Origin of the sequence: Streptomyces violens (genome assembly GCF_000717745.1) — a bacterium.
In the GTDB taxonomy this organism is placed as follows: domain Bacteria; phylum Actinomycetota; class Actinomycetes; order Streptomycetales; family Streptomycetaceae; genus Streptomyces; species Streptomyces violens.
The window spans coordinates 120921-140572 of the sequence record NZ_JOBH01000013.1 but is presented as its reverse complement, the minus strand read 5'-3'; the positions used below and the strand labels follow the sequence as shown (position 1 = coordinate 140572).

The following is a 19652-nucleotide window of genomic DNA, read 5'->3' as shown; positions in this document are numbered from 1 at the left end:
GCTCAGATCTCCTTACGGGCCACGGCGAAGATCCGCCGGAAGGGGAAGACCGTGCCGTGCGGGCCGGTCGGATACGCCTTGCGCAGCAGGTCGCGGTACTGGTCGAGGAATTCCGCAACCGCTTCGGTGTCGCCGTCCAGGGCGGTGAGGACGGGCCGCAGCGCGGTGCCCTTCACCCAGTCCAGTACCGGGTCCTCGCCCTGCAGGACCTGGACGTACGTGGTCTCCCAGGCGTCCGCCGCGCAGCCGAGGTCGATCAGCCGCTCGAGGTACTCCTCCGGCTGCAGGATGTGCACGAAGTGCCGGCCCTTGCCGCCGAGGCGGGGACGCCACTGCGGGGTCTCGCACAGCTCGCCGAGGAGGGCGTGGCTGGGAGAGGTGAAGTTGCCGGGGACCTGGAGGGCGAGGGTGCCGCCGGGGGTGAGGGAGTCGATCCAGGGGGCGAACGAGTCGGCGTGGCCGGGGACCCACTGCAGTGCCGCGTTGGAGACGATGAGGTCGAAGGGCTCGTCGGGGATCCAGGTGGCGGCGTCGGCGGGGGCGAAGTCCAGGCGGCCGCCGCCGGGGGTGGGGCCCGCGTAGGACTCGGCCCTGGCCAGCATGTCGGCGGAGCTGTCGTAGCCGGTGATGTGCGCGTCGGGCCAGCGGTCCGCTATCAGGGCCGTGACGTTGCCGGGGCCGCAGCCCAGGTCGGCGATGCGCGGGCGGCGCGCCGTGGGCAGCTCGGGTATCCGGGCGAGCAGGTCGAGGAAGGGGCGGGTGCGGTGGGTAGCGTGGCGGAGGTACTGCTGTGGGTCCCAGGTCGGCGCAACGTGCGTGTCGTGCATGGGTCGAACCCCTCTGCTGGTACGGGCCAAGGCCGGTGGAGCAGGAACTGCTGCCGACGCTGCCCAATCGTCCAGCAAAATATATCTTGACGTCAAGAGACTTCACGTCGACACAACCACTACACTGATCGTCATGGAGGACGAGGTCGACCGACTGGTCGCAGCATGGCGCCGCGAGCGCCCCGACCTCGATGTGGAACCACTCGAGGTGCTCAGCCGAATCAGCCGGCTCGCCCGGCATCTCGACCGCGCGCGGCGGCTGGCCTTCTCCGAGGTGGGCCTGGAGCCCTGGGAGTTCGACGTGCTCACCGCGCTGCGCCGCGCGGGCTCTCCGTACCAGCTCTCCCCCGGCCAGCTCCTGACCCAGACCCTGGTTACCTCCGGCACGATGACCAACCGTATCGACCGGCTCGCCAAGAAGGGCCTCGTCGAGCGGCTGCCCGACCCCAGCGACCGGCGCGGCGTCCTCGTCCGGCTCACGGCGGAAGGCCGTGACCGAGCCGACCAGTCCCTGGCCGGGCTGCTCACCCAGGAGCGCGCGATCCTCGCAGAGCTGTCCCGCGCGGAGCGCGGCGAACTGGCGGGGCTGCTGCGGCAGTTGACGGCACCGTTCGACAACATCCCGGGGTAGCCCCGTCAGGGGCGCGGGGAACTGCGCGCTCAGCCACAGCAGTGGCGCACCCGGCAGCGGTGCTGCACCCCCACCCCGGTGGCCGGGGCCGTGCAGGGCAGCGCCACGGGGCTGCGGCCCGGCCGCCGAGTGCGCCACCGTCGTGGCCGGTCGCGCAGTTCCCCGCGCCCCTGATCGGCACGCCCCCTTGTCCGAACGGGCACCGTCGACTTGGATCGCGGCCATGAGCCAGCAGCGCGACGTGCCGCCCGCCACGGCGCGGTTTAGCGGCCGCACCCACCTCGTCACCGGCGCAGCCTCCGGCATCGGGGCCGCCACCGCCGACCGGCTCGCCGCGGAGGGTGCTCGCGTTCTTCTCCTCGACGTCGACGACGAGCGCGGTGAGCGCACCGCGCGCCGCATCCGGGCCGCCGGCGGTACCGCCTCCTACGAGCACTGCGACGTCACCGACGAGGGCGACTGGGAGCGCGCCGTGGCCGCGGCCAGGGGCCGCTACGGGCCCGTCGACGGCCTGGTCTCCAACGCCTTCACCCGGTACGTCGCGCCCGCCGACCGCACCCCGCGCGCCGACTGGGATCACCAGCTCGCCGTCAACCTCACCGGCGCGTTCCTCGGCGTACGGGCAGCCCTGGAGGACCTGCGTGCGCGGCAGGGCGCCGTCGTGCTGACCTCCTCCGTGCACGCCCTCTTCGGACTGCCGGGGCGGCCCGCGTACGCCGCGTCCAAGGCGGGCCTGACCGGCCTCGCCCGGCAGCTGGCCGTGGAGTACGGGCCCGACGTACGGGTGAACTCCGTGCTGCCCGGGCCGATCCTCACGCCCGCCTGGGAAGGCGTCCCCGAGGAGGACCGCGAGGCGACCGCCGCCGAGACCGCCGCCGCCCGGCTCGGGCGCCCCGAGGAGGTCGCCGCGACGATCGCCTTCCTGCTCTCCCCGGACGCCTCCTTCGTCACCGGCGCGAGCCTCGTCGTCGACGGCGGCTGGAGCGTCCTGAAGAACTCGTCCTGACCAGCGAACCCGTTCAGCACCACAGCAGCGACCAGCGACCACGCGATCCGACAAGCCCCCAGGGGGGAGCGCGCGATGGGAATCCGGTTCGGCGGGGACTACAACCCCGAGCAGTGGCCCGAGGACGTACGGGCCGAGGACCTCGTCCTCATGAAGCAGGCGCACGTCACGATGGTGACCGCCGGGATCTTCTCCTGGGCGGGGGTCGAACCCCGCCCGGGTACCTATGACTTCGGCTGGTTCGACCGCGTCATGGACGGCCTCGGGCAGGCCGGGATCGCGGTCTGCCTGGCCACCATGACCGCCTCGCCACCGCCCTGGCTCGCCCACCGGCACCCGGAGATCCTCCCCGAGGACGCCGACGGCACCCGCCGCTGGCCCGGCGCCCGCCAGCACTACTGCCCCTCCAGCCCGGTCTACCGCGAGCACGCCGTCCGCCTCGTCGAACGCCTCGCGCACCGCTACGCCGGCCATCCCGCGCTCGCCCTGTGGCACATCGGCAACGAGTACGGCTGCCACACCCGGCAGTGCTACTGCGACGTCTCGGCCCGCGACTTCCGCCGCTGGCTGCGGGAGCGCTACGGCACGATCGAAGCCCTCAACGACGCCTGGTCCACCGCCTTCTGGTCGCAGGCGTACGGCGACTTCGAGGAGGTGCTGCCGCCGCGTGCCGCGCCCGCCTCCGCCAATCCCGCGCAGCAGCTGGACTACCTCCGCTTCAGCGACGACGCGCTGCGCGCCTGCTACCTCGCCGAGAAGGAGGTACTGAACCGGGTCACCCCGGAGGTACCGGTCACCACCAACCTCATGCCGGACCACAAGCCCGTCGACGCCTTCGCGTGGGCCCGCGACATGGACGTCATGGCGTTGGACTTCTACCAGGACCCCTACGACCCGGACGACCACATCCGCGCCGCCTACAACTTCGACCTGATGCGCTCGGCGCGCGACGGGCAGCCGTGGCTGCTGCTCGAACAGGCCCCCGGCGCCGTCAACTGGCGCCCCCGCAACGGCCCCAAGCCGCCCGGCGCGATGCGGCTGTGGAGCTGGCAGGCCGTCGCCCAGGGCGCCGACGCGGTGCTCTTCTTCCAGTGGCGGCAGTCGCTCGGCGGCGCCGAGAAGTTCCACTCCGCGATGGTCCCGCACGGCGGCACCGGCACCCGGATCTTCCGCGAGGTCACCGAGCTGGGGCGGGAGCTGGCCGCCGTACCGGGCATCGAGGGCACCCGCTCCGAGGCACAGGTCGCGCTGCTCACCGACTGGGACAGCCGACGCGCACTGGAGCTGGACTCCCGCCCCTCCACCGCCCTCCAGGCGCCCGAGCGGGCCCTGGCCCACTACCGCCCGCTGTTCGAGGCGGGCGTCGCCTGCGACATCCTCCCGCCGGACCGGGACCTGGCCGGGTACCGCCTGGTCGTCGTGCCCAATCTCTACCTGCTGCGCACCGAGGACGCCGAGCGGCTGGCCGCGTACGTGCGCGACGGCGGGCACCTGCTGGTGTCGTTCTTCTCCGGCATCGTCGACGCGCACGACCGGGTGCACCCCGGCGGCTACCCGGCGCCGCTGCGCGAGGTACTGGGCCTGCGGGTCGAGGAGTTCTGGCCGCTGGACGAGCGCGCGGCCGTCCCGCTGCGCGGGCGGTACGCCGGGCGCGCCGACCTCTGGGCGGAGGACATCGTCCTGGAAGGCGCGGGCTCCGTCGTGGACTTCCTGTATGACGGGCTACGGCCCGCGTTCACCCGGCACGGCCACGGCCGGGGCACCGCCTGGTACGTCGGCACGCGGCCCGACCCGGCGCTGATGCGGGCCCTGATGGACGACGTACGGGAGGCGGCGGGCGTCACGCCCGTACTGCCGGGGTTGCCGCCCGGCGTGCAGGCGACCGTGCGCGCCGATGCCCGCGCGCGCTATCTCTTCCTGCTCAACCACGGGCAGGAGCCGGCCGAGGTGGCGCTGCCCCGCCCCATGACCGACGCACTGGCGCAGGCCACACCGCGGGCGGCAACCGTGTATCACCTCACCCTGCCCGCCCGCGGCGTGGCCGTCCTGACGGAGTCCGGCCCAAGGGCCCGCTCCTGATCCGCGGCCCCGGACGGCGGGCGGTCAGGGTCTGCCGGCGGCCGTGCTCAGGCGGTCGCCGGCCGCCGTGCCGGCCGGGGCGCGGCCGCCGGTCCACGCGCGCCTCACGGCACCGAGACCGACGCCGACGGCACCGGCTGCGCCGCCGGGGACGACGGGGGCGGCTCCAGCTCGACCGGCCCCACCCCGGCCCGGCGCGCCAGCGCCACCGCCGCGAGCGTGGAGTGCACGCCGAGCTTGCCCAGGACGTTCTGCATGTGCGTGCGGACCGTGTGCGGCGAGAGGAACAGCCGCTCCGCGACCGCCTTGCGGCCGAGCCCCGCGACCATGCAGCGCAGCACTTCGCGCTCGCGCGGCGTCAGCGACTCCACCAGCCGCTCGCTCTCCGTACGGTGCTTGCGGGCCGCCGTGAGCTCCCGCAGCACGCCGGTGAGGAGCGCGGGCGGCAGATGCGTCTCGTCCCGCAGCACGCCGCGGATCACGGCCAGCAGGCGGGAGAGCGAGCAGTCCTTCGCGACCCAGCCGCCGGCGCCGGCCTGCAGCGCGGACGCGGCCCTGCGCGGGTCGTCCTTCTCCGCGAGCACCACGGCGCGCACCATCGGGTGTGCGGTGCGGACCGAGGTGACCAGCGAAATACCGTCCACGGGCGCGCCGTCGGCCGCGCCGTCCCGGTGGCCCTGCGGCCGTATGGGCACGGCTGCGAGCGGTGCGACGGCGGCGCCGAGGTCGGCGTCGACGAGCATGACGTCGAAGCGCCGGCCTTCGGAGGCCGCCCGCTCCAGACTGCGCAGGGCCGCCGGTCCGCTCCCGGCCGCCGCCACGTCCACGTCCTGTTCGGCCGCGAGGGCTGCCGCCAGGGACTCGGCAAAAATGCGGTGGTCGTCGACCACCAAGACCCGGATGCGTTGCACTGAGGACCCCCTGTCTCGGGGAAACGGGCAGAAACGGGTACGTGCGCCCGGGGGCGGGGACGACGCAGCGGCACGGCCGCCGCCGTGCTGCGTCGCTGTCCCGTCCCGGGCGCCGTACCCTCACCTCCCCGCGCCGCGTTCGGCGGAGAGGGTCCAGCTCGCCCCCTGATCGGCACCGGCCCCCACCGGTGCTCTGTTCAGCGTACGTACGGGGTCCGGCAACGGAAGCCGATTGGCAAAACTGCCCGACCCATGTGTTCAGGGTGGGGCAGTCGGCCCACCACGAGGCACCAGTAGCGGGTGATCGGCTCATTCCGACCCGTTACCGACGGACGCCGGCGGGGCAATCGGCCAGTCGCCCGGAGCGGCTGACAGTGCGTCGGGGGTGTGCGGGGGCGCGTTTTTGCGCCCCCGCCGCCGCCCGGTTCACGCCAGCCGCCGGGCCCCCGCGCTCGGCACGGCGGTGAAGATCCGCGGCGCGGCGTGCCCGGCCGCCGCGAACGCCTCGGTGACCGCCTTGCCCACGGCCTCCGCCTCCGCCTCCTCCACCAGCACGATCGCCGAACCGCCGAAGCCGCCGCCGGTCATCCGGGCGCCCAGCGCACCGGCCTCGTTGGCGGCCTCGACCACGAGGTCCAGCTCGGCGCAGGACACGGCGAAGTCGTCGCGGAGCGAGGCGTGCCCGGCCGTCAGCAGCGGGCCGATGCCGCGCGGGTCGCCCGCGTCGAGGCGCGCCATGACCTCCTCCACCCGCCGGTTCTCGGTCACGATGTGCCGTACCAGGGGCCGCACGGCGGCCTCGTCCGCCAGCGACTCCAGCGCCTGGCGCAGTCCGTCGTACGCCACGTCGCGCAGAGCGCGTACGCCCAGTGCCCGCGCGGCCCGCTCACAGCCGGCGCGGCGTTCGGCGTAGGCGCCGTCACCCAGCTCGTGCTGGACGCGGGTGTCGACGACGAGGAGGCGCAGCCCGGCCGCCGCGAGGTCGAAGGGGACCTGACGGCGGGTGAGGTCGCGGGTGTCCAGGAGGAGGGCGTGGCCTTCGGTGCAGCAGGCCGAAGCGGTCTGGTCCATGATCCCGCAGGGCACGCCGACGAAGGCGTTCTCGGCGCGCTGGGCCAGCCGGGCCAGCTCCTGGCCGTCCAGGCCCAGGCCGTACAGGTCGTTCAGCGCGAGGGCGGTGGCGACCTCCAGGGCGGCGGAGGAGGAGAGCCCGGCGCCGGTGGGGACGACGGAGTCGAAGTGCAGATCGGCGCCGCCGCCCACCGGGAGTCCGGCCTCCCGCATCGCCCACAGGACGCCGGCCGGGTACGCCGCCCAGCCGCCGTCGGGTGCCGGGCGCAGCTCGTCGGTGCGCAGCTCGACGATGCCGCCCTTGACGTTGCCGGAGTGCAGACGCAGCACGCCGTCGGTACGGGGCGCGGCCGCGGCGGTCGTGGTGTGCGGGAGGGCCAGCGGCATCACGAAGCCGTCGTTGTAATCGGTGTGCTCACCGATGAGGTTGACCCGGCCGGGAGCGGCCCAGACCCCCGCGGGGGCGGTTCCGTACACCTCGCGGAAGGCGGCCTCCGTGCGGGCGGCGCCGTGCTGCGTGTCTGTCAACGGGACTCCCTTGTCCTCAGGCTTGCTGGGTCTGCTGAGCGAAGGCCCAGGCGTCGGCGACGATCTCCGCCAGGTCCGCGCGCTTCGGCTGCCAGCCGAGGCGGTCGATGGCCGTCCGGGCCGAGGCGACCAGTACCGCCGGGTCGCCGCCGCGGCGGGGGGCGACGACCTCGGGGATCGGGTGGCCGGTGACCTTGCGGACGGTCTCGATGACCTCGCGTACGGAGAAGCCGTTGCCGTTGCCGAGGTTGCAGATCAGGTGCTCGCCCGCGACGGCCGCGTCCAGCGCCAGCAGATGCGCGTCGGCGAGGTCGGCGACGTGGATGTAGTCGCGGATGCAGGTGCCGTCCGGCGTCGGGTAGTCGTCGCCGAAGACGGAGATCGACTCGCGGCGGCCCTGGGCGACCTGGAGGACGAGCGGGATGAGGTGCGACTCGGGGTCGTGCCGCTCGCCGCAGTCGCCGTACGCGCCGGCCACGTTGAAGTACCGCAGCGAGACCGCGGACAGGCCGTGCGCCGCGCACTCCCCGCTGATCATGTGGTCCACGGCCAGCTTCGAGGCGCCGTACGGCGAGGTGGGAGCGGTCGGGTCGGTCTCCGTGATGGGGGTGTTCACGGGCTCGCCGTACGTCGCCGCCGTGGAGGAGAAGACGAGCGTGCGCACGCCCGCGACGCGCATCGCCGCGAGCAGGTCCATCGTGCCGCCGACGTTGTTGCGCCAGTACTTCTCCGGGTCCACGACGGACTCGCCGACCTGCGAGAACGCGGCGAAGTGCAGGACGGCGTCGAAGGAGCGGTCCAGCCACTTGGCCGCGTCCTGGACCCGGCCCTCGATGAACTCCGCGCCCGCGGGGACGCCCACGCGGTGGCCGGTGGACAGGTCGTCCAGGACCACGACCTCGTGGCCGGCTTCCAGCAGGTGTGCCGCCACGACGCTGCCGACGTATCCCGCTCCGCCGGTGACCAGGTATTTCTTGCTCACGTGCTCGCTACCTCTCGCAGTCGCTGCGCCGCGGCTTCCGGCGGCACATCGTTGATGAACACATTCATGCCGGATTCGGAACCCGCGAGAAACTTCAGCTTGCCGGGAGTGCGTCGGATGGTGAAGAGCTCCAGATGGAGGGCGAAGCCGTCGCGGTGCGGGGCGCGCACCGGCGCCTGGTGCCATGCGGCGATGTACGGCGTCGGCGGCTCCCCTTCCCCGAAGATCCGGTCGAACCGTCGCAAGACTTCCAGGTAGAGCTGTGGGAACTCTGTGCGCGCGCCCTCGTCCAGCGCGAGCAGGTCGGGGACCCGGCGCCGCGGATAGAGGTGCACCTCGTACGGCCAGTGCGCCGCGTACGGGACGAAGGCCACCCAGTGCTCGCCCTCCAGGACGACGCGGCTGCCGTCGGCGAGCTCGTCGGCGACGACGTCGTCGAAGAGGTTGCGGCCGCCCGTGCGCTCGGCGTGCGCGGTGGCCGAGGCGAGCATCCGCTCGGTGCGGGGGGTGACGAAGGGATAGGCGTAGATCTGGCCGTGCGGGTGGCCGAGGGTCACGCCGATCTCGGCGCCGCGGTTCTCGAAGCAGAAGACCTGCTCGACGTCCGGGAGCTGCGAGAGCTCGGCGGTGCGGTCGGTCCATGCCTCCAGGACCAGCGCGGCCTGCTCCTCGGTGAGGTCGGCGAAGGAGGCGTGGTGGTCGGAGGTGAAGCAGACGACCTCGCAGCGGCCGGTGCCGCCGGCGAGCGAGGGAAAGCGGTTCTCGAAGACCGCGACGTCGTAGTCGGCGGCGGGGATCTCCGAGTGCCGGCCCTCGCGCGAGGGGCACAGCGGGCACTCGTCGGCCGGCGGGTGGTAGGTCCGGCCCTGACGGTGCGAGGCGACGGCGACGGAGTCGCCGAGGAGGCGGTCGTGCCGGATCTCGGATGCGGTGGTGACCTGCGGCAGGGGACGCTCGTCGACGGCGTCGCGCACGACGTCGTCACGGGAGTCGTAGTAGATGAGCTCCCGGCCGTCCGCGAGCCGCGTGGACGTCTTCTTCACTGTTGCTCCTCGCCAGACGACCAAACACAAACGAACATAATGAACCACGAGCCAACACTTCCGTCAACGCCGGGAACAGAGCGGTACCCCCGCTCGCACCCAGCGTCACCAAGGGCGCCACTCGATCACGATCCAACAAACAAAACCAACAAAAGTGTTCAGTTTCCGAGCGACCGCGCGTAACTTTCTGCTCGTTCAAGCCACCGGCGCCACGCAACGAAGCGAGACCCCATGATCACGATGGCCGAAGGGCTACGCCTCCCTACCAACGGGCTCGACTACACCATCCTGGCGATCTACTTCGCCGTCGTCCTGGGCATCGGCTTCGCCGCCAAGCGCAGCGTGAAGACCAGCCTGGACTTCTTCCTCTCCGGCCGGTCGCTGCCCGCGTGGGTGACCGGCCTCGCGTTCGTCGCCGCCAACCTCGGCGCCACCGAGATCCTCGGCATGGCCGCCAACGGCGCGCAGTACGGCGCGTACACGGTGCACTGGTACTGGATCGGCGCCATCCCCGCCATGGTCTTCCTCGGCCTGGTGATGATGCCCTTCTACTACGGCTCCAAGGTCCGCTCCGTGCCGGAGTTCCTGCTGCACCGCTTCGGGCCGTCCTCGCACCTGCTGTCCTCGATCATCTTCGCGGTCTCCTCCGTGCTGATCGCGGGCGTGAACCTCTACGCGATGGCGATCGTGCTGGAGGCGCTGCTGGGCTGGCCGGAGTGGGTGGCCATCGTCGTCGCCGGCTTCTTCGTCCTCGCGTACATCACCATCGGCGGCCTGTCCTCCGCGATCTACAACGAGGTCCTGCAGTTCTTCGTCATCCTCGCCGCGCTGATCCCGCTGACCGTCGTCGGCCTCAAGCGCGTCGGCGGCTGGGACGGCCTGACCAGCAGCCTCACCGACTCCCACGGCGGTGACTTCCTCACCGCCTGGGGCGGCACCGGCATCGGCGAGGCCAACCCGCTGGGCGCCAACTGGCTGACGATCGTGCTCGGCCTCGGCTTCGTGATGAGCTTCGGTTACTGGACGACCAACTTCGCCGAGGTGCAGCGCGCGCTGTCCGCGAAGAACGGCTCCGCCGCCAAGCGCACCCCGCTCATCGCCGCCTTCCCCAAGATCTTCATCCCGCTGGTCGTGGTCGTGCCGGGCCTGATCGCGCTGGTCATGGAGCCCTCGCTGGGCAAGACCAAGGACGGCCTGCAGTACAACGACGCCATCCCGGTGCTGATGCGCGACCTGCTGCCCAACGGCGTCCTCGGCATCGCGGTGACCGGCCTGCTCGCCGCGTTCATGGCCGGTATGGCCGCGAACGTCTCCTCGTTCAACACGGTCTTCACCAACGACATCTGGGCGGCGTACCTCAAGAAGGGCCGCGAGGACGCGTACTACCTGAGGACCGGCCGGGTGGTCACCGCGGTGGGCGTGCTGATCGGCATGGGGACCGCGTTCATCGCGTCCTCGTTCAGCAACATCATGAACTACCTGCAGACGCTGTTCTCGTTCTTCAACGTCCCGCTGTTCGTGGTCTTCATCATCGGCATGTTCTGGAAGCGGACCAGCGCCGCCGCCGGCTTCTGGGGCCTGCTCTCCGGCACCGTCGCCGCGATGGTCAACTACTTCTGGTTCTACAAGCAGGGCGTCATCGCGATCCCCTCCGACCAGGGCGCCAACTTCGTCTCCTCGATCGTGGCGTTCGTCGTCGGCGCGGTCGTGATGTTCGTGGTCACCCTGGTGACCAAGCCGAAGTCCGCCGAGTCGCTGGCCGGCCTGGTCTACGGCACCACCTCGCCCGGCATGGAGGAGTTGCCCGCCGAGGGCGACGACGCGTGGTACCGCAAGCCCGCCCTGCTGGGCTGGGGCGCGGTCGTCCTCGCCGCCCTCTGCTACATCCCCTTCTCCTTCTGAGGCACCGAGGAGCACAGATCATGAGTGACTACCAGCACGAGGTCGAGGAACTGGAGCGCAAGTCCGCGACGGCGGCCCGGCTCTTCGACGTACGCCGCATCATCGGCGGACTCTTCGTCGTCTACGGCGTCATCGTCACGATCGCCGGCATCACGGCGTCCGACGCGGACCTGAAGAAGGCCCAGGACATCAACATCAACCTCTGGACCGGCCTCGGGATGCTCGCCCTCGGCCTGTTCTTCCTGGCGTGGATGAAGCTGCGCCCGACCGAGGCACCGGCCCCCGAGGAGACCGGCGCCACGGCCGGCGGCACGAGCGGCACCACGTCCGGCACGACGGACTGACGCGCCGCGCGGTCACTGCGGCGGGGCCTGCTGCGGCCCCGCCGCGTTCGCGTTGCTGATCGCGGCCCGGTCCAGCAGACCCGTACGGGCCGCCAGCGCCGCCGCCTCCAGCCGCGACCCCACCCCCAGCTTCATCAGCACCCGCTGCACATGCGTCCGGGCCGTGCTCGGCGCGATGCCCATACCGGCCGCGATGAGCCGGGTGTCCTCGCCCTCGGCGACCCGGACCAGCACCTCCACCTCGCGCGGGGTCAGCATCTGCAGCAGCCGGGCGCCCTCGTCGTCGGGCTGCGCCGCCGGATGCAGCAGCTCCTCGAACGCCTGCTGGAGCAGGGCCGGGGCGATCGCCGCCTCGCCCGCCCTGGCCTTCATCATCGCCCGCTCCACGCCCTCGATCCGCTCGTCGTGGCGGACGTAACCGGACGCGCCGGCCGCGAACGCCGCGGCGATGCCCCGCGGATTGGGCACCGGACCGAGCACCACGACCGCCACCTGGGGCCGCTCCTTCTTGATCCGGACCACCGGGTCGAACGCCCCCGGCTCGGCGGGCGCTGCCGTCCCCAGGAGGCACACCTCCGGCGCTCTGCTCACCACCAGATCCGCCGCCCCGGCACTCGGCGCGGCCGCCGCGAGCACTCTGTGCCCGCGCAACTTCAGTGCCGAGGCGAGCGCCTCGGCGAGCAGGCGGTGGTCATCGACCACCATGAGCCGCACGCCCATTCAGCAACCCCCCATTCCCCGGCGATACCAGCCCCCCGATCTCCGCCGGGCCCCTTTGCATCCGGAAGCTACACGCTTGTTCGACATTGCGCGCCCCCTACCGGGCAGAAGCCCGCCGGAATGCTGAAATCCCGGCCATTCTGGGCCACTTGCCATCAGCCGCCGATCATTTATTTCCAGAGGCGGACGGATCCGATACGACGACGGCCCCGTCCTACAGTGCGTAGGACGGGGCCGCCGGGCGGGCCCCCGGGCCTGCGGGTTTCTCAGCTGCCGAAGGCCAGGCCCAGATACTTGTCGTCACCCAGGCCGTACTTCGTGCCGGACATGATGTCCTGGTTCAGGAAGAGGCGGCCGTGCGCGTACACCGCGCGGGTCATACCCGGGCGCAGGCTGCGGGCCGCGTCGGCGGTCTCCTTCGGGAGGTTGAGGAAGACCGTCTTCTTGCCCTGCTGGGCCGGGTCGATGCTGAGGACCTGGCCGCCCTTATCGCTGTAACCGTCCTGGTAGGCGATGAGCTTGTCGCCGGCCATACGGATCGGCACGATCTCCTGATTGACCTCCGAGGTCGCCTTCCAGGTCGCGGAGCCGGTCTTCAGGTCGAACGCGACGATCTCGTTCTGCTTGTCGAAGGACTCGCCGCCCACCGCGTCGTGCGACTTGGAGGGCATGTAGAGGTACTTCTCGTCCGCCGTCGCGGTGACGCAGCGCTCGACGCCGCCGCTGATGCCGCAGTTGGGCTTGTACTTGTCCTTCTGCAGCGAAATCTGTGCCTGCTGCTTGCCGGAGTCGTCGATGACGACCATGTCCGTGATACCGGCGTCGCCCGCGGAGATGCCGATGACGACCGGGCCGTTGGTGGAGACCACCTCGGCGCTCTCCACGCCCTTCGGCGCGTCATAGGTCCACTTGGGCTTGCCGGTGGCCGGATCGATCTCCTGGACCTGCGTGGTCTGCGAGCCGTACTCACCGCAGCGCAGCACCGCGACGAGCTTCTTGCCGCCGCCGATGCCCCGGTCCAGGCACTGCATCGAGGCGTCGTTGCCGTTGTCGCGGCGGTGCCACAGCTCCTTGCCGGAGATGTCGTACGCGGCCTCGCCGCCGCCCGGCCAGGAGGCGACGACCGCGCCCTGGCTGAAGGTGACGCCCATGCCGAGGCTGGACGCCTGGTCGCCGCCCGGCATCGTCTCCTGCCAGTCGAACTTGCCGGAGTCGATGTCCAGCAGCGCGATCTGGCTGCAGGGCTCGCGGTCGTTCTCGCCCTTGCGCGGACCGGCCTCGAACACGACCGCGGCCTTGCCCTCCTCGGTGGCGTAGTTCGAGGCGCCGCAGATGATGCCGTCCATCGGGAGCTTGTACTTCGGCTTCCTCGCGGCCAGGTCGTAGCCGACGATCTCGGCCTTGCTGACCTTGGCGTACGTCTTCTCCGTCGCCCAGGCGCCGTTCAGCGTCACCACCGACTTGTCCGGCGAGGGCAGCGGCACATTGAAGAGCAGCTTGCCCGTGGAACTGCCGGGCTTGGTCTCCGCGTTCAGCGCGACCTTGCCGCCCTTGAGCGACGTCGGCGCGTCCCCGCCCTTGCCGCCGTCGGTGCCCTCGCTGGAGCCCTGGGCGTTCGGCGCCGGGTCGTCACCGCCGCTATTGGCGAACCACACGCCGCCGCCGACGATCAGCGCGATCGCGACCACCGCGGCGACGACGATCATGATGCGGGTGCGCTGCTGATTGCCGCCGCCACCCTGCGGGGGCATGCCGCCGCCGGGGAACTGCGCGGCGGGCGGGTAGGGGGCGCCGTACGGGCCGGGGGCGCCGGGCTGACCGGGCTGGCCGGGCTGCTGTGGGTAGCCGTAGCCCGGGCCCTGGGCCGGGTAGCCGTACCCGGGCTGCGGCGCGCCGTACGGGCCCGGTGGGGGCGGGGGGCCCTGCGGCGCCTGACCCGGAGCCTGCGGCGGCTGCGGCGGGGCCTGCGGGGCCTGGGGCGGCTGCGGCGGAGTCTGCGGGGCCTGCGGCGGCTGATGGGGCTGCTGCGGATAGCCGTACGAAGGGTCCTGGGGCGCGCCGAAGCCGCCGGACGGCGGCTGACCGGGCGGTGGAGGCGGCTGCGGCGGCTGGGTCATCGGGTCGTTACCTCTTCACACCGGCCCATGGCTCCGAATCGGCCTCCCCCGCGATCCCGAGCGGCAAAACCCCTCGGGATGGAGTGAATCAGACATAAGGCTCGGCAATTAACGGCAGTTGAGCGGGAGTTCTTTGTACCACTCGGCACCGACACCGCACCGGTGCGGTACGCCGCCACCAAAAGGGCGAGACCGGCCCGGGACACTCCCGCGACGCACCCGTTACGCACGCCGCCGTTCCGGGCCGCAGCGCCGCTACGCGTCCTCCGCCAGCTCCAGCCAGCGCATCTCCAGCTCGTCCTTCTCGTCCCTCAGCTCGCGGAGCTGCGCGTCCAGTTCGGCGACCTTGGTGAAGTCGGTGGCGTTGTCGGCGATCTGCGTGTGCAGCTTCGCCTCCTTCGTACCGATCTTGTCCAGCTGCCGCTCGATCTTCTGCAGTTCCTTCTGCGTCGCCCGGTCCACCGCGGCGGCCTTCTGCTTGGGCGCGGCGGCCGCCGGCGCCGGGGCCGCGGCCTGCGCCATCCGCTCCCGCCGCTCGATGTACTCGTCCAGGCCGCGCGGCAGCATCCGCAGCGCCGCGTCGCCCAGCAGCGCGAACACCCGGTCGGTGGTGCGCTCGACGAAGTACCGGTCGTGGCTGATCACGATCAGCGAGCCGGGCCAGCCGTCGAGCAGGTCCTCCAGCTGCGTGAGCGTCTCGATGTCCAGGTCGTTGGTGGGCTCGTCGAGGAAGAGCACGTTCGGCTCGTCCATCAGCAGCCGCAGGATCTGCAGCCGGCGCCGCTCACCGCCGGAGAGGTCGCCGACCGGCGTCCACTGCTTCTCCTTCGTGAACCCGAACTTCTCGCAGAGCTGGCCCGCGGTCATCTCCCGGCCCTTGCCGAGGTCCACCCGCTCCCGGACCTGCTGCACGGCCTCCAGCACCCGCAGGGTGGGCTTCAGTTCGGCGACCTCCTGCGAGAGGTAGGCCAGCTTCACGGTCTTCCCGACGATGATCTTCCCGCCGGCCGGCTGTGCGTCGCCCTGCGTGCGCGCCGCGTCGGCCAGCGCCCGCAGCAGCGAGGTCTTGCCCGCGCCGTTGACGCCCACCAGACCGACCCGCTCGCCGGGGCCGAGCTGCCAGGTGACGTGCTTCAGCAGCACCTTGGGCCCGGCCTGTACGGTCACGTCCTCCAGGTCGAAGACCGTCTTGCCCAGCCGGGAGCTCGCGAACTTCATCAGCTCGGCGTTGTCCCGGGGCGGCGGCACGTCCGCGATCAGCTCGTTGGCGGCCTCGATGCGGAAGCGGGGCTTGCTCGTCCGGGCCGGGGCGCCGCGCCGCAGCCAGGCCAGCTCCTTGCGCATGAGGTTCTGCCGCTTGGCTTCCTCGCTGGCGGCGATCCGCTCCCGCTCGGCGCGCGCGAACACGTAGTCGCTGTAGCCGCCCTCGTACTCGTGCACGTCGCCGCGCTGCACGTCCCACATGCGCGTACAGACCTGGTCCAGGAACCACCGGTCGTGGGTGACGACCACGAGCGCGGAGCGCCGCGCCTGGAGGTGCCGCGCGAGCCAGGAGATGCCTTCCACGTCCAGGTGGTTGGTCGGCTCGTCGAGGACGATCAGGTCCTGCTCGGCAATGAGCAGCTTCGCGAGCGCGATGCGGCGCCGCTCGCCGCCGGAGAGCGGGCCGATGACGGTGTCCAGGCCCTGCGGGAAGCCCGGCAGGTCCAGGCCGCCGAAGAGGCCGGTCAGCACGTCGCGGATCTTGGCGTTGCCCGCCCACTCGTGGTCGGCGAGGTCGCCGATCACCTCGTGCCGGACGGTCGCCTCCGGGTCGAGCGAGTCGTGCTGGGTCAGCACTCCGAGGCGCAGCCCGTTCACGTGTGTGACGCGGCCGTCGTCCGGGGACTCCAGCTGGGCGAGGATGCGGATCAGGGTCGTCTTGCCGTCACCGTTGCGGCCGACGACGCCGATCCGGTCGCCCTCGTTGACGCCGAGGGAGACGCCGTCGAGCAGCGCGCGCAGTGCGTACGCCTTGCTGACGGCTTCCAGATTGACGAGGTTCGCGGCCATCTCACTCCTGTTTCACGCGGTCGGCCTACCAGCCTAGTGGGCCGCGAGTGACGGGCGCCCCGTCAGGGGCGCGGGGAACTGCGCGACCAGCCACAGCGGCGGGGTGGTCCGGAAAACCTGCCGGGCCGCCCCCCTACGGGCGGATGACCGTCGCGCCCGGCGCGGGGCTCTCCGCGACCCGCGCCGTACGGCACGTGCCCGAAGCCAGCAGGGCGTCGGCAAGCACAGCGGCGGAAGCCCCGTCCGCGGCGAGGAAGGCCGTGGTCGGGCCGGAGCCGGAGACCAGGGCGGCGAGCGCGCCCGCCTTCGTGCCCGCCTCCAGGGTCGCGGCGAGCGAGGGGAAGAGCGAGAGGGCCGCGGGCTGCAGGTCGTTGGAGAGAGCCTTGGCCAGCGCCGCGGCCTCCCCCGTACGCAGCGCGTCCAGCAGGGCCGGGGACGCCTCGGGCGCGGGCACGTCGGTGCCCTCGGTGAGGCGGTCGAACTCGCGGTAGACCGCGGGCGTGGACAGCCCGCCGTCGGCGACCGCGAAGACCCAGTGGAACGTACCGCCGGTCTCCAGCGGCGTCAGCCGCTCGCCCCGGCCCGTGCCCAGCGCGGCCCCGCCGACCAGGCTGAACGGCACGTCGCTGCCCAGCTCGGCACAGATGTCGAGCAGCTCCTCGCGGCTCGCACCGGTCCCCCACAGCGCGTCGCAGGCGAGCAGCGCGCCCGCGCCGTCCGCGCTGCCGCCGGCCATACCGCCGGCGACCGGGATGTCCTTGGCGATGTGCAGATGGACGCGCGGCTCGACGCCGTGCCGGGCGGCCAGCAGCTCGGCGGCGCGGGCCGCGAGGTTCGTACGGTCCAGCGGGACCTGCCCGGCGTCCGGGCCCTCGCAGGTGATCGTCAGGGTGTCGGCGGGCGCCGCGGTGACCTCGTCGTAGAGGCCGACGGCGAGGAAGACGTTGGCCAGGTCGTGGAAGCCGTCGGCGCGTGCGGCGCCGACCGCGAGCTGGACGTTGACCTTGGCGGGGACGCGGACGGTGACGGCGCGGGGGCTGGACGGGGTCACTGGGCTGCGGCTTCCTTGTGCTCGGCGATGCGGGCGAATTCTTCGACGGTCAGGGCCTCGCCCCGGGCCTGCGGCGAGACGCCCGCCGCGACCAGCGCGGCCTCGGCGGCGGCGGCCGAGCCCGCCCAGCCGGCGAGCGCGGAGCGCAGCGTCTTGCGGCGCTGCGCGAAGGCCGCGTCCACGGCGGCGAAGACCTCGTCGCGGCTGGCGGTGGTTTCGAGCGGCGCCTCGCGGCGTACGAGGGAGACCAGCCCGGAGTCGACGTTGGGCGCGGGCCAGAAGACGTTCCGGCCGATCGCGCCGGCCCGCTTGACCTCGGCGTACCAGTTCGCCTTCACCGACGGCACGCCGTAGACCTTGTTGCCGGGGCGGGCCGCGAGCCGGTCGGCGACCTCGGACTGGACCATGACGAGCGTGCGCTCGATGGTCGGGAAGGTCGCCATCATGTGGAGCAGGACCGGGACGGCGACGTTGTACGGGAGGTTGGCGACCAGGGCGGTGGGCGGCGGGCCCGGCAGCTCGGTGACCTTCATCGCGTCGGAGTGCACGAGCGCGAACCGGTCGGCGCGCTCCGGCATCCGGGCCTCGACCGTCGCGGGCAGCGCGGCCGCCAGCACGTCGTCGATCTCCACGGCCGTGACCCGGTCGGCGGCCTCCAGCAGCGCCAGGGTCAGCGAGCCGAGGCCGGGCCCCACCTCGACGACCACGTCATCGGGGCGCACCTCGGCCGTCCGCACGATCCGGCGGACGGTGTTGGCGTCGATGACGAAGTTCTGGCCCTTCTGCTTGGTGGGGCGGACGCCCAGCGTCGCGGCCAGTTCTCGGATGTCGGCGGGGCCCAGGAGCGGGCCGGGCTCATCGGTGCTGCTGTTGGTCACTGGTGAAGCTTACGGCCGCACACGGGCCACGGGCTCGCCCCCCGGCTCACGTACAGCTTCTTGGCCCGGTAGGTCTGCTCGGCGGGCGGCGCGTCCTGCGGGGCGCCGGTCCCGCCGAGCGAGTGCCAGGTGGGGCGGTCGAACTGGTACAGCCCGCCGTACGTGCCCGAGGGATCGACCGCGTCGGCCCGGCCGCCGGTCTCGCACTGCGCGAGCCCCTGCCAGTTCAGGTGGTCGGCGCCGGCCACGCTGCTGGGCACGGTCGCGGTGCCCACGTGCACGATCTCGTTGCGCGGCGCGGTGATCACTTCCTGGCGCAGCAGCCGCGGCCGCTGCCGGACGCCGTTGACGGTACGCAGCTGGTAGGTGACCCGTCGCACGCCCTGGCGGCCCTGCTGGACCACCGACTCGGTGCCCTTGAAGAGCGTGGCGTCGGGGACGCGCCGGGTCTCGTAGGCGATCGGCTCCTCGCGGACCTCGCGGGAGCCGGTGACGCGCAGCACGGAGACGGTCTGGCCGTCGCGCGGAAAGCTGTCCAGCGGTACGGAGGTGGTGTCCTGGCCGTGCAGCGCGATACCGGCCCGGGCGAGCGCCGCGCGCACGGTGGCGGCGTTGGTACGGATGCTGCGCGCGCGGCCGTCGGCCATGAAGGTCACCGTGCGCTCGGTGCGTACGGCCAGCTCGATGCCGTGCCGCGCGATGGGCAGCGACCGCGAGGCGGAGATGTACGCGCCCTCGGCCCGCACGCCGAGCTGGCGCAGCGCGCCCTCGACGGTGCGCGCGGTGGTCCACACCCGGCGGCGGTGGCCGTCCACGGTGAGCACGACGGGCCGGCCGTACCGCACGGCCACCTCGTCCCCGCTGGTCAGCGGGGCGTCCGGGCCGGGCGCGACGATGTCGTGCGGGCCGATCGGCACGCCTTCGGAGGCCAGCAGCTCGCCGACGTCCCCGGCGAAGGTGTGCAGCCGCCGCGGATCACCGTCGACGCTGAGGCGCACGGCCTTGTCGTGCGCGACGAACGCGGTGGTGCCGCCCGCGAGGAACGCGACGACCAGCGCCTGCGGGACGAGCCTGCGCAATCCCTCGGGAGGCCGCTCGACGAACCGCTTGCGCCGGGCCGCGCGCCGGGCGGCGGCCCGGCCCGCCGTCCGACTCCTGGTGACCGGCTCCGGTCGCTGGTCGTACGACTGCGGTGGTTCGTACGACTGCGGCTCGGGGGGCGGCGGCGGTTCGTACAACTGCTGTTCAGGCAGCCACAGTGCGTACGTCTGCGGCGGTGCGTACGACTGCGCGACGTACGTGTCGTACACCTGGGCCTCGTCCGGCGGTCCGTACGGACCGTAGCCCTGGGTGCGGGGACCCCCCGTCCAGTCCGTCCCGTCGTACGACTGCGGCAGCCCGTATCCGTATCCCTGCGAATGACTCACGACGCTCCACGTGCCCGGGACCGGTTGACGGGCCGGAATGTAGCGGAGAGGGGGATCACTCCCCAAAGTCGTGCGACTACGCA

At 72.4% G+C, this 19652-nt stretch carries 16 protein-coding genes; 5 read left to right on the top strand and 11 right to left on the bottom strand.

Translation table 11 applies throughout. From position 1 onward, the window contains the following. Positions 1 to 2: 2 nt before the first annotated feature. Positions 3 to 827: a trans-aconitate 2-methyltransferase gene (locus tag IF04_RS0125075; RefSeq protein WP_030262138.1), complete on the bottom strand. Its 825-nt coding sequence runs from the start codon at positions 825 to 827 to the stop codon at positions 3 to 5. Positions 828 to 960: 133 nt separating this feature from the next. Here IF04_RS0125075 and IF04_RS0125070 point away from each other — a divergent pair, with 133 nt between their 5' ends. The 3 genes from IF04_RS0125070 to IF04_RS0125060 all read left to right on the top strand — a co-directional run bounded on the left by IF04_RS0125070 (position 961) and on the right by IF04_RS0125060 (position 4543). Continuing rightward, on the top strand, positions 961 to 1458 hold the full coding sequence (locus tag IF04_RS0125070; RefSeq protein ID WP_030262135.1) for a MarR family winged helix-turn-helix transcriptional regulator: 498 nt from the start codon (positions 961 to 963) through the stop codon (positions 1456 to 1458). A 223-nt stretch (positions 1459 to 1681) separates the two neighbouring features. After that, on the top strand, positions 1682 to 2464 hold the full coding sequence (locus IF04_RS0125065; protein WP_030262131.1) for an SDR family NAD(P)-dependent oxidoreductase: 783 nt from the start codon (positions 1682 to 1684) through the stop codon (positions 2462 to 2464). Between the two features lie 75 nt (positions 2465 to 2539). Then, complete coding sequence (locus IF04_RS0125060) at positions 2540 to 4543, top strand: beta-galactosidase (protein WP_030262129.1); 2004 nt, start codon at positions 2540 to 2542, stop codon at positions 4541 to 4543. A 104-nt stretch (positions 4544 to 4647) separates the two neighbouring features. Here the strand turns inward: IF04_RS0125060 and IF04_RS0125055 are convergent, their stop codons facing one another. The 4 genes from IF04_RS0125055 to galT form a co-directional block, all read right to left on the bottom strand. Then, a complete protein-coding gene (locus IF04_RS0125055; RefSeq protein WP_037960603.1) occupies positions 4648 to 5454 on the bottom strand; it encodes a response regulator transcription factor in 807 nt (268 codons plus the stop codon). Between the two features lie 426 nt (positions 5455 to 5880). Then, positions 5881 to 7053 carry a galactokinase gene (galK, locus tag IF04_RS0125050; RefSeq protein WP_030262124.1) on the bottom strand — a complete coding sequence of 391 codons (1173 nt, stop codon included), beginning with the start codon at positions 7051 to 7053 and terminating at the stop codon, positions 5881 to 5883. Between the two features lie 16 nt (positions 7054 to 7069). Continuing rightward, positions 7070 to 8035 carry a UDP-glucose 4-epimerase GalE gene (gene galE, locus IF04_RS0125045; protein ID WP_030262121.1) on the bottom strand — a complete coding sequence of 322 codons (966 nt, stop codon included), beginning with the start codon at positions 8033 to 8035 and terminating at the stop codon, positions 7070 to 7072. Next, the gene (galT, locus tag IF04_RS0125040) at positions 8032 to 9078 is read right to left on the bottom strand and encodes a galactose-1-phosphate uridylyltransferase (protein ID WP_030262116.1); all 1047 of its coding nucleotides are present in this window, start codon (positions 9076 to 9078) and stop codon (positions 8032 to 8034) included. Before galT ends, galE begins: the two co-directional genes overlap by 4 nt. A 231-nt stretch (positions 9079 to 9309) precedes the next feature. Here galT and IF04_RS0125035 point away from each other — a divergent pair, with 231 nt between their 5' ends. Continuing rightward, the gene (locus tag IF04_RS0125035; RefSeq protein WP_030262112.1) at positions 9310 to 10980 is read left to right on the top strand and encodes a sodium:solute symporter family protein; all 1671 of its coding nucleotides are present in this window, start codon (positions 9310 to 9312) and stop codon (positions 10978 to 10980) included. Between the two features lie 20 nt (positions 10981 to 11000). Beyond that, positions 11001 to 11324, top strand: a complete 324-nt coding sequence (locus IF04_RS0125030; protein ID WP_030262109.1) for a hypothetical protein — start codon at positions 11001 to 11003, stop codon at positions 11322 to 11324. A 12-nt stretch (positions 11325 to 11336) separates the two neighbouring features. On the opposite strand, the gene IF04_RS0125025 is transcribed toward IF04_RS0125030, so the two are convergent. The 6 genes from IF04_RS0125025 to IF04_RS0125000 all read right to left on the bottom strand — a co-directional run bounded on the left by IF04_RS0125025 (position 11337) and on the right by IF04_RS0125000 (position 19569). Further along, the gene (locus tag IF04_RS0125025) at positions 11337 to 12044 is read right to left on the bottom strand and encodes a helix-turn-helix transcriptional regulator (RefSeq protein ID WP_051831541.1); all 708 of its coding nucleotides are present in this window, start codon (positions 12042 to 12044) and stop codon (positions 11337 to 11339) included. 266 nt (positions 12045 to 12310) lie between these two features. Further along, positions 12311 to 14161: a PQQ-binding-like beta-propeller repeat protein gene (locus IF04_RS0125020; protein ID WP_030262100.1), complete on the bottom strand. Its 1851-nt coding sequence runs from the start codon at positions 14159 to 14161 to the stop codon at positions 12311 to 12313. Positions 14162 to 14416: 255 nt separating this feature from the next. Next, positions 14417 to 16213, bottom strand: coding sequence for an ABC-F family ATP-binding cassette domain-containing protein (locus IF04_RS0125015; RefSeq protein WP_030262096.1), 1797 nt, complete (start codon positions 16211 to 16213; stop codon positions 14417 to 14419). A 133-nt stretch (positions 16214 to 16346) separates the two neighbouring features. Then, complete coding sequence (locus IF04_RS0125010; protein ID WP_030262092.1) at positions 16347 to 17264, bottom strand: 4-(cytidine 5'-diphospho)-2-C-methyl-D-erythritol kinase; 918 nt, start codon at positions 17262 to 17264, stop codon at positions 16347 to 16349. Then, positions 17261 to 18142, bottom strand: a complete 882-nt coding sequence (rsmA, locus tag IF04_RS0125005) for a 16S rRNA (adenine(1518)-N(6)/adenine(1519)-N(6))-dimethyltransferase RsmA (RefSeq protein WP_030262089.1) — start codon at positions 18140 to 18142, stop codon at positions 17261 to 17263. The genes IF04_RS0125010 and rsmA overlap by 4 nt, the downstream gene beginning before the upstream one ends. Continuing rightward, positions 18139 to 19569 (bottom strand): resuscitation-promoting factor, encoded by a 1431-nt coding sequence (locus tag IF04_RS0125000; RefSeq protein WP_078600757.1) that lies wholly within the window; start codon positions 19567 to 19569, stop codon positions 18139 to 18141. The genes rsmA and IF04_RS0125000 overlap by 4 nt, the downstream gene beginning before the upstream one ends. Positions 19570 to 19652: the final 83 nt, after the last annotated feature.

Coding starts and splice junctions, on each gene's coding strand:
- IF04_RS0125070 (WP_030262135.1), top strand. CDS start 961: ATGGAGGACGAGGTCGACCGACTGGTCGCAGCATGGCGCCGCGAGCGC.
- IF04_RS0125075 (WP_030262138.1), bottom strand. CDS start 827: ATGCACGACACGCACGTTGCGCCGACCTGGGACCCACAGCAGTACCTC.
- IF04_RS0125060 (WP_030262129.1), top strand. CDS start 2,540: ATGGGAATCCGGTTCGGCGGGGACTACAACCCCGAGCAGTGGCCCGAG.
- IF04_RS0125020 (WP_030262100.1), bottom strand. CDS start 14,161: ATGACCCAGCCGCCGCAGCCGCCTCCACCGCCCGGTCAGCCGCCGTCC.
- IF04_RS0125030 (WP_030262109.1), top strand. CDS start 11,001: ATGAGTGACTACCAGCACGAGGTCGAGGAACTGGAGCGCAAGTCCGCG.
- IF04_RS0125065 (WP_030262131.1), top strand. CDS start 1,682: ATGAGCCAGCAGCGCGACGTGCCGCCCGCCACGGCGCGGTTTAGCGGC.
- IF04_RS0125015 (WP_030262096.1), bottom strand. CDS start 16,213: ATGGCCGCGAACCTCGTCAATCTGGAAGCCGTCAGCAAGGCGTACGCA.
- IF04_RS0125035 (WP_030262112.1), top strand. CDS start 9,310: ATGATCACGATGGCCGAAGGGCTACGCCTCCCTACCAACGGGCTCGAC.
- IF04_RS0125025 (WP_051831541.1), bottom strand. CDS start 12,044: ATGGGCGTGCGGCTCATGGTGGTCGATGACCACCGCCTGCTCGCCGAG.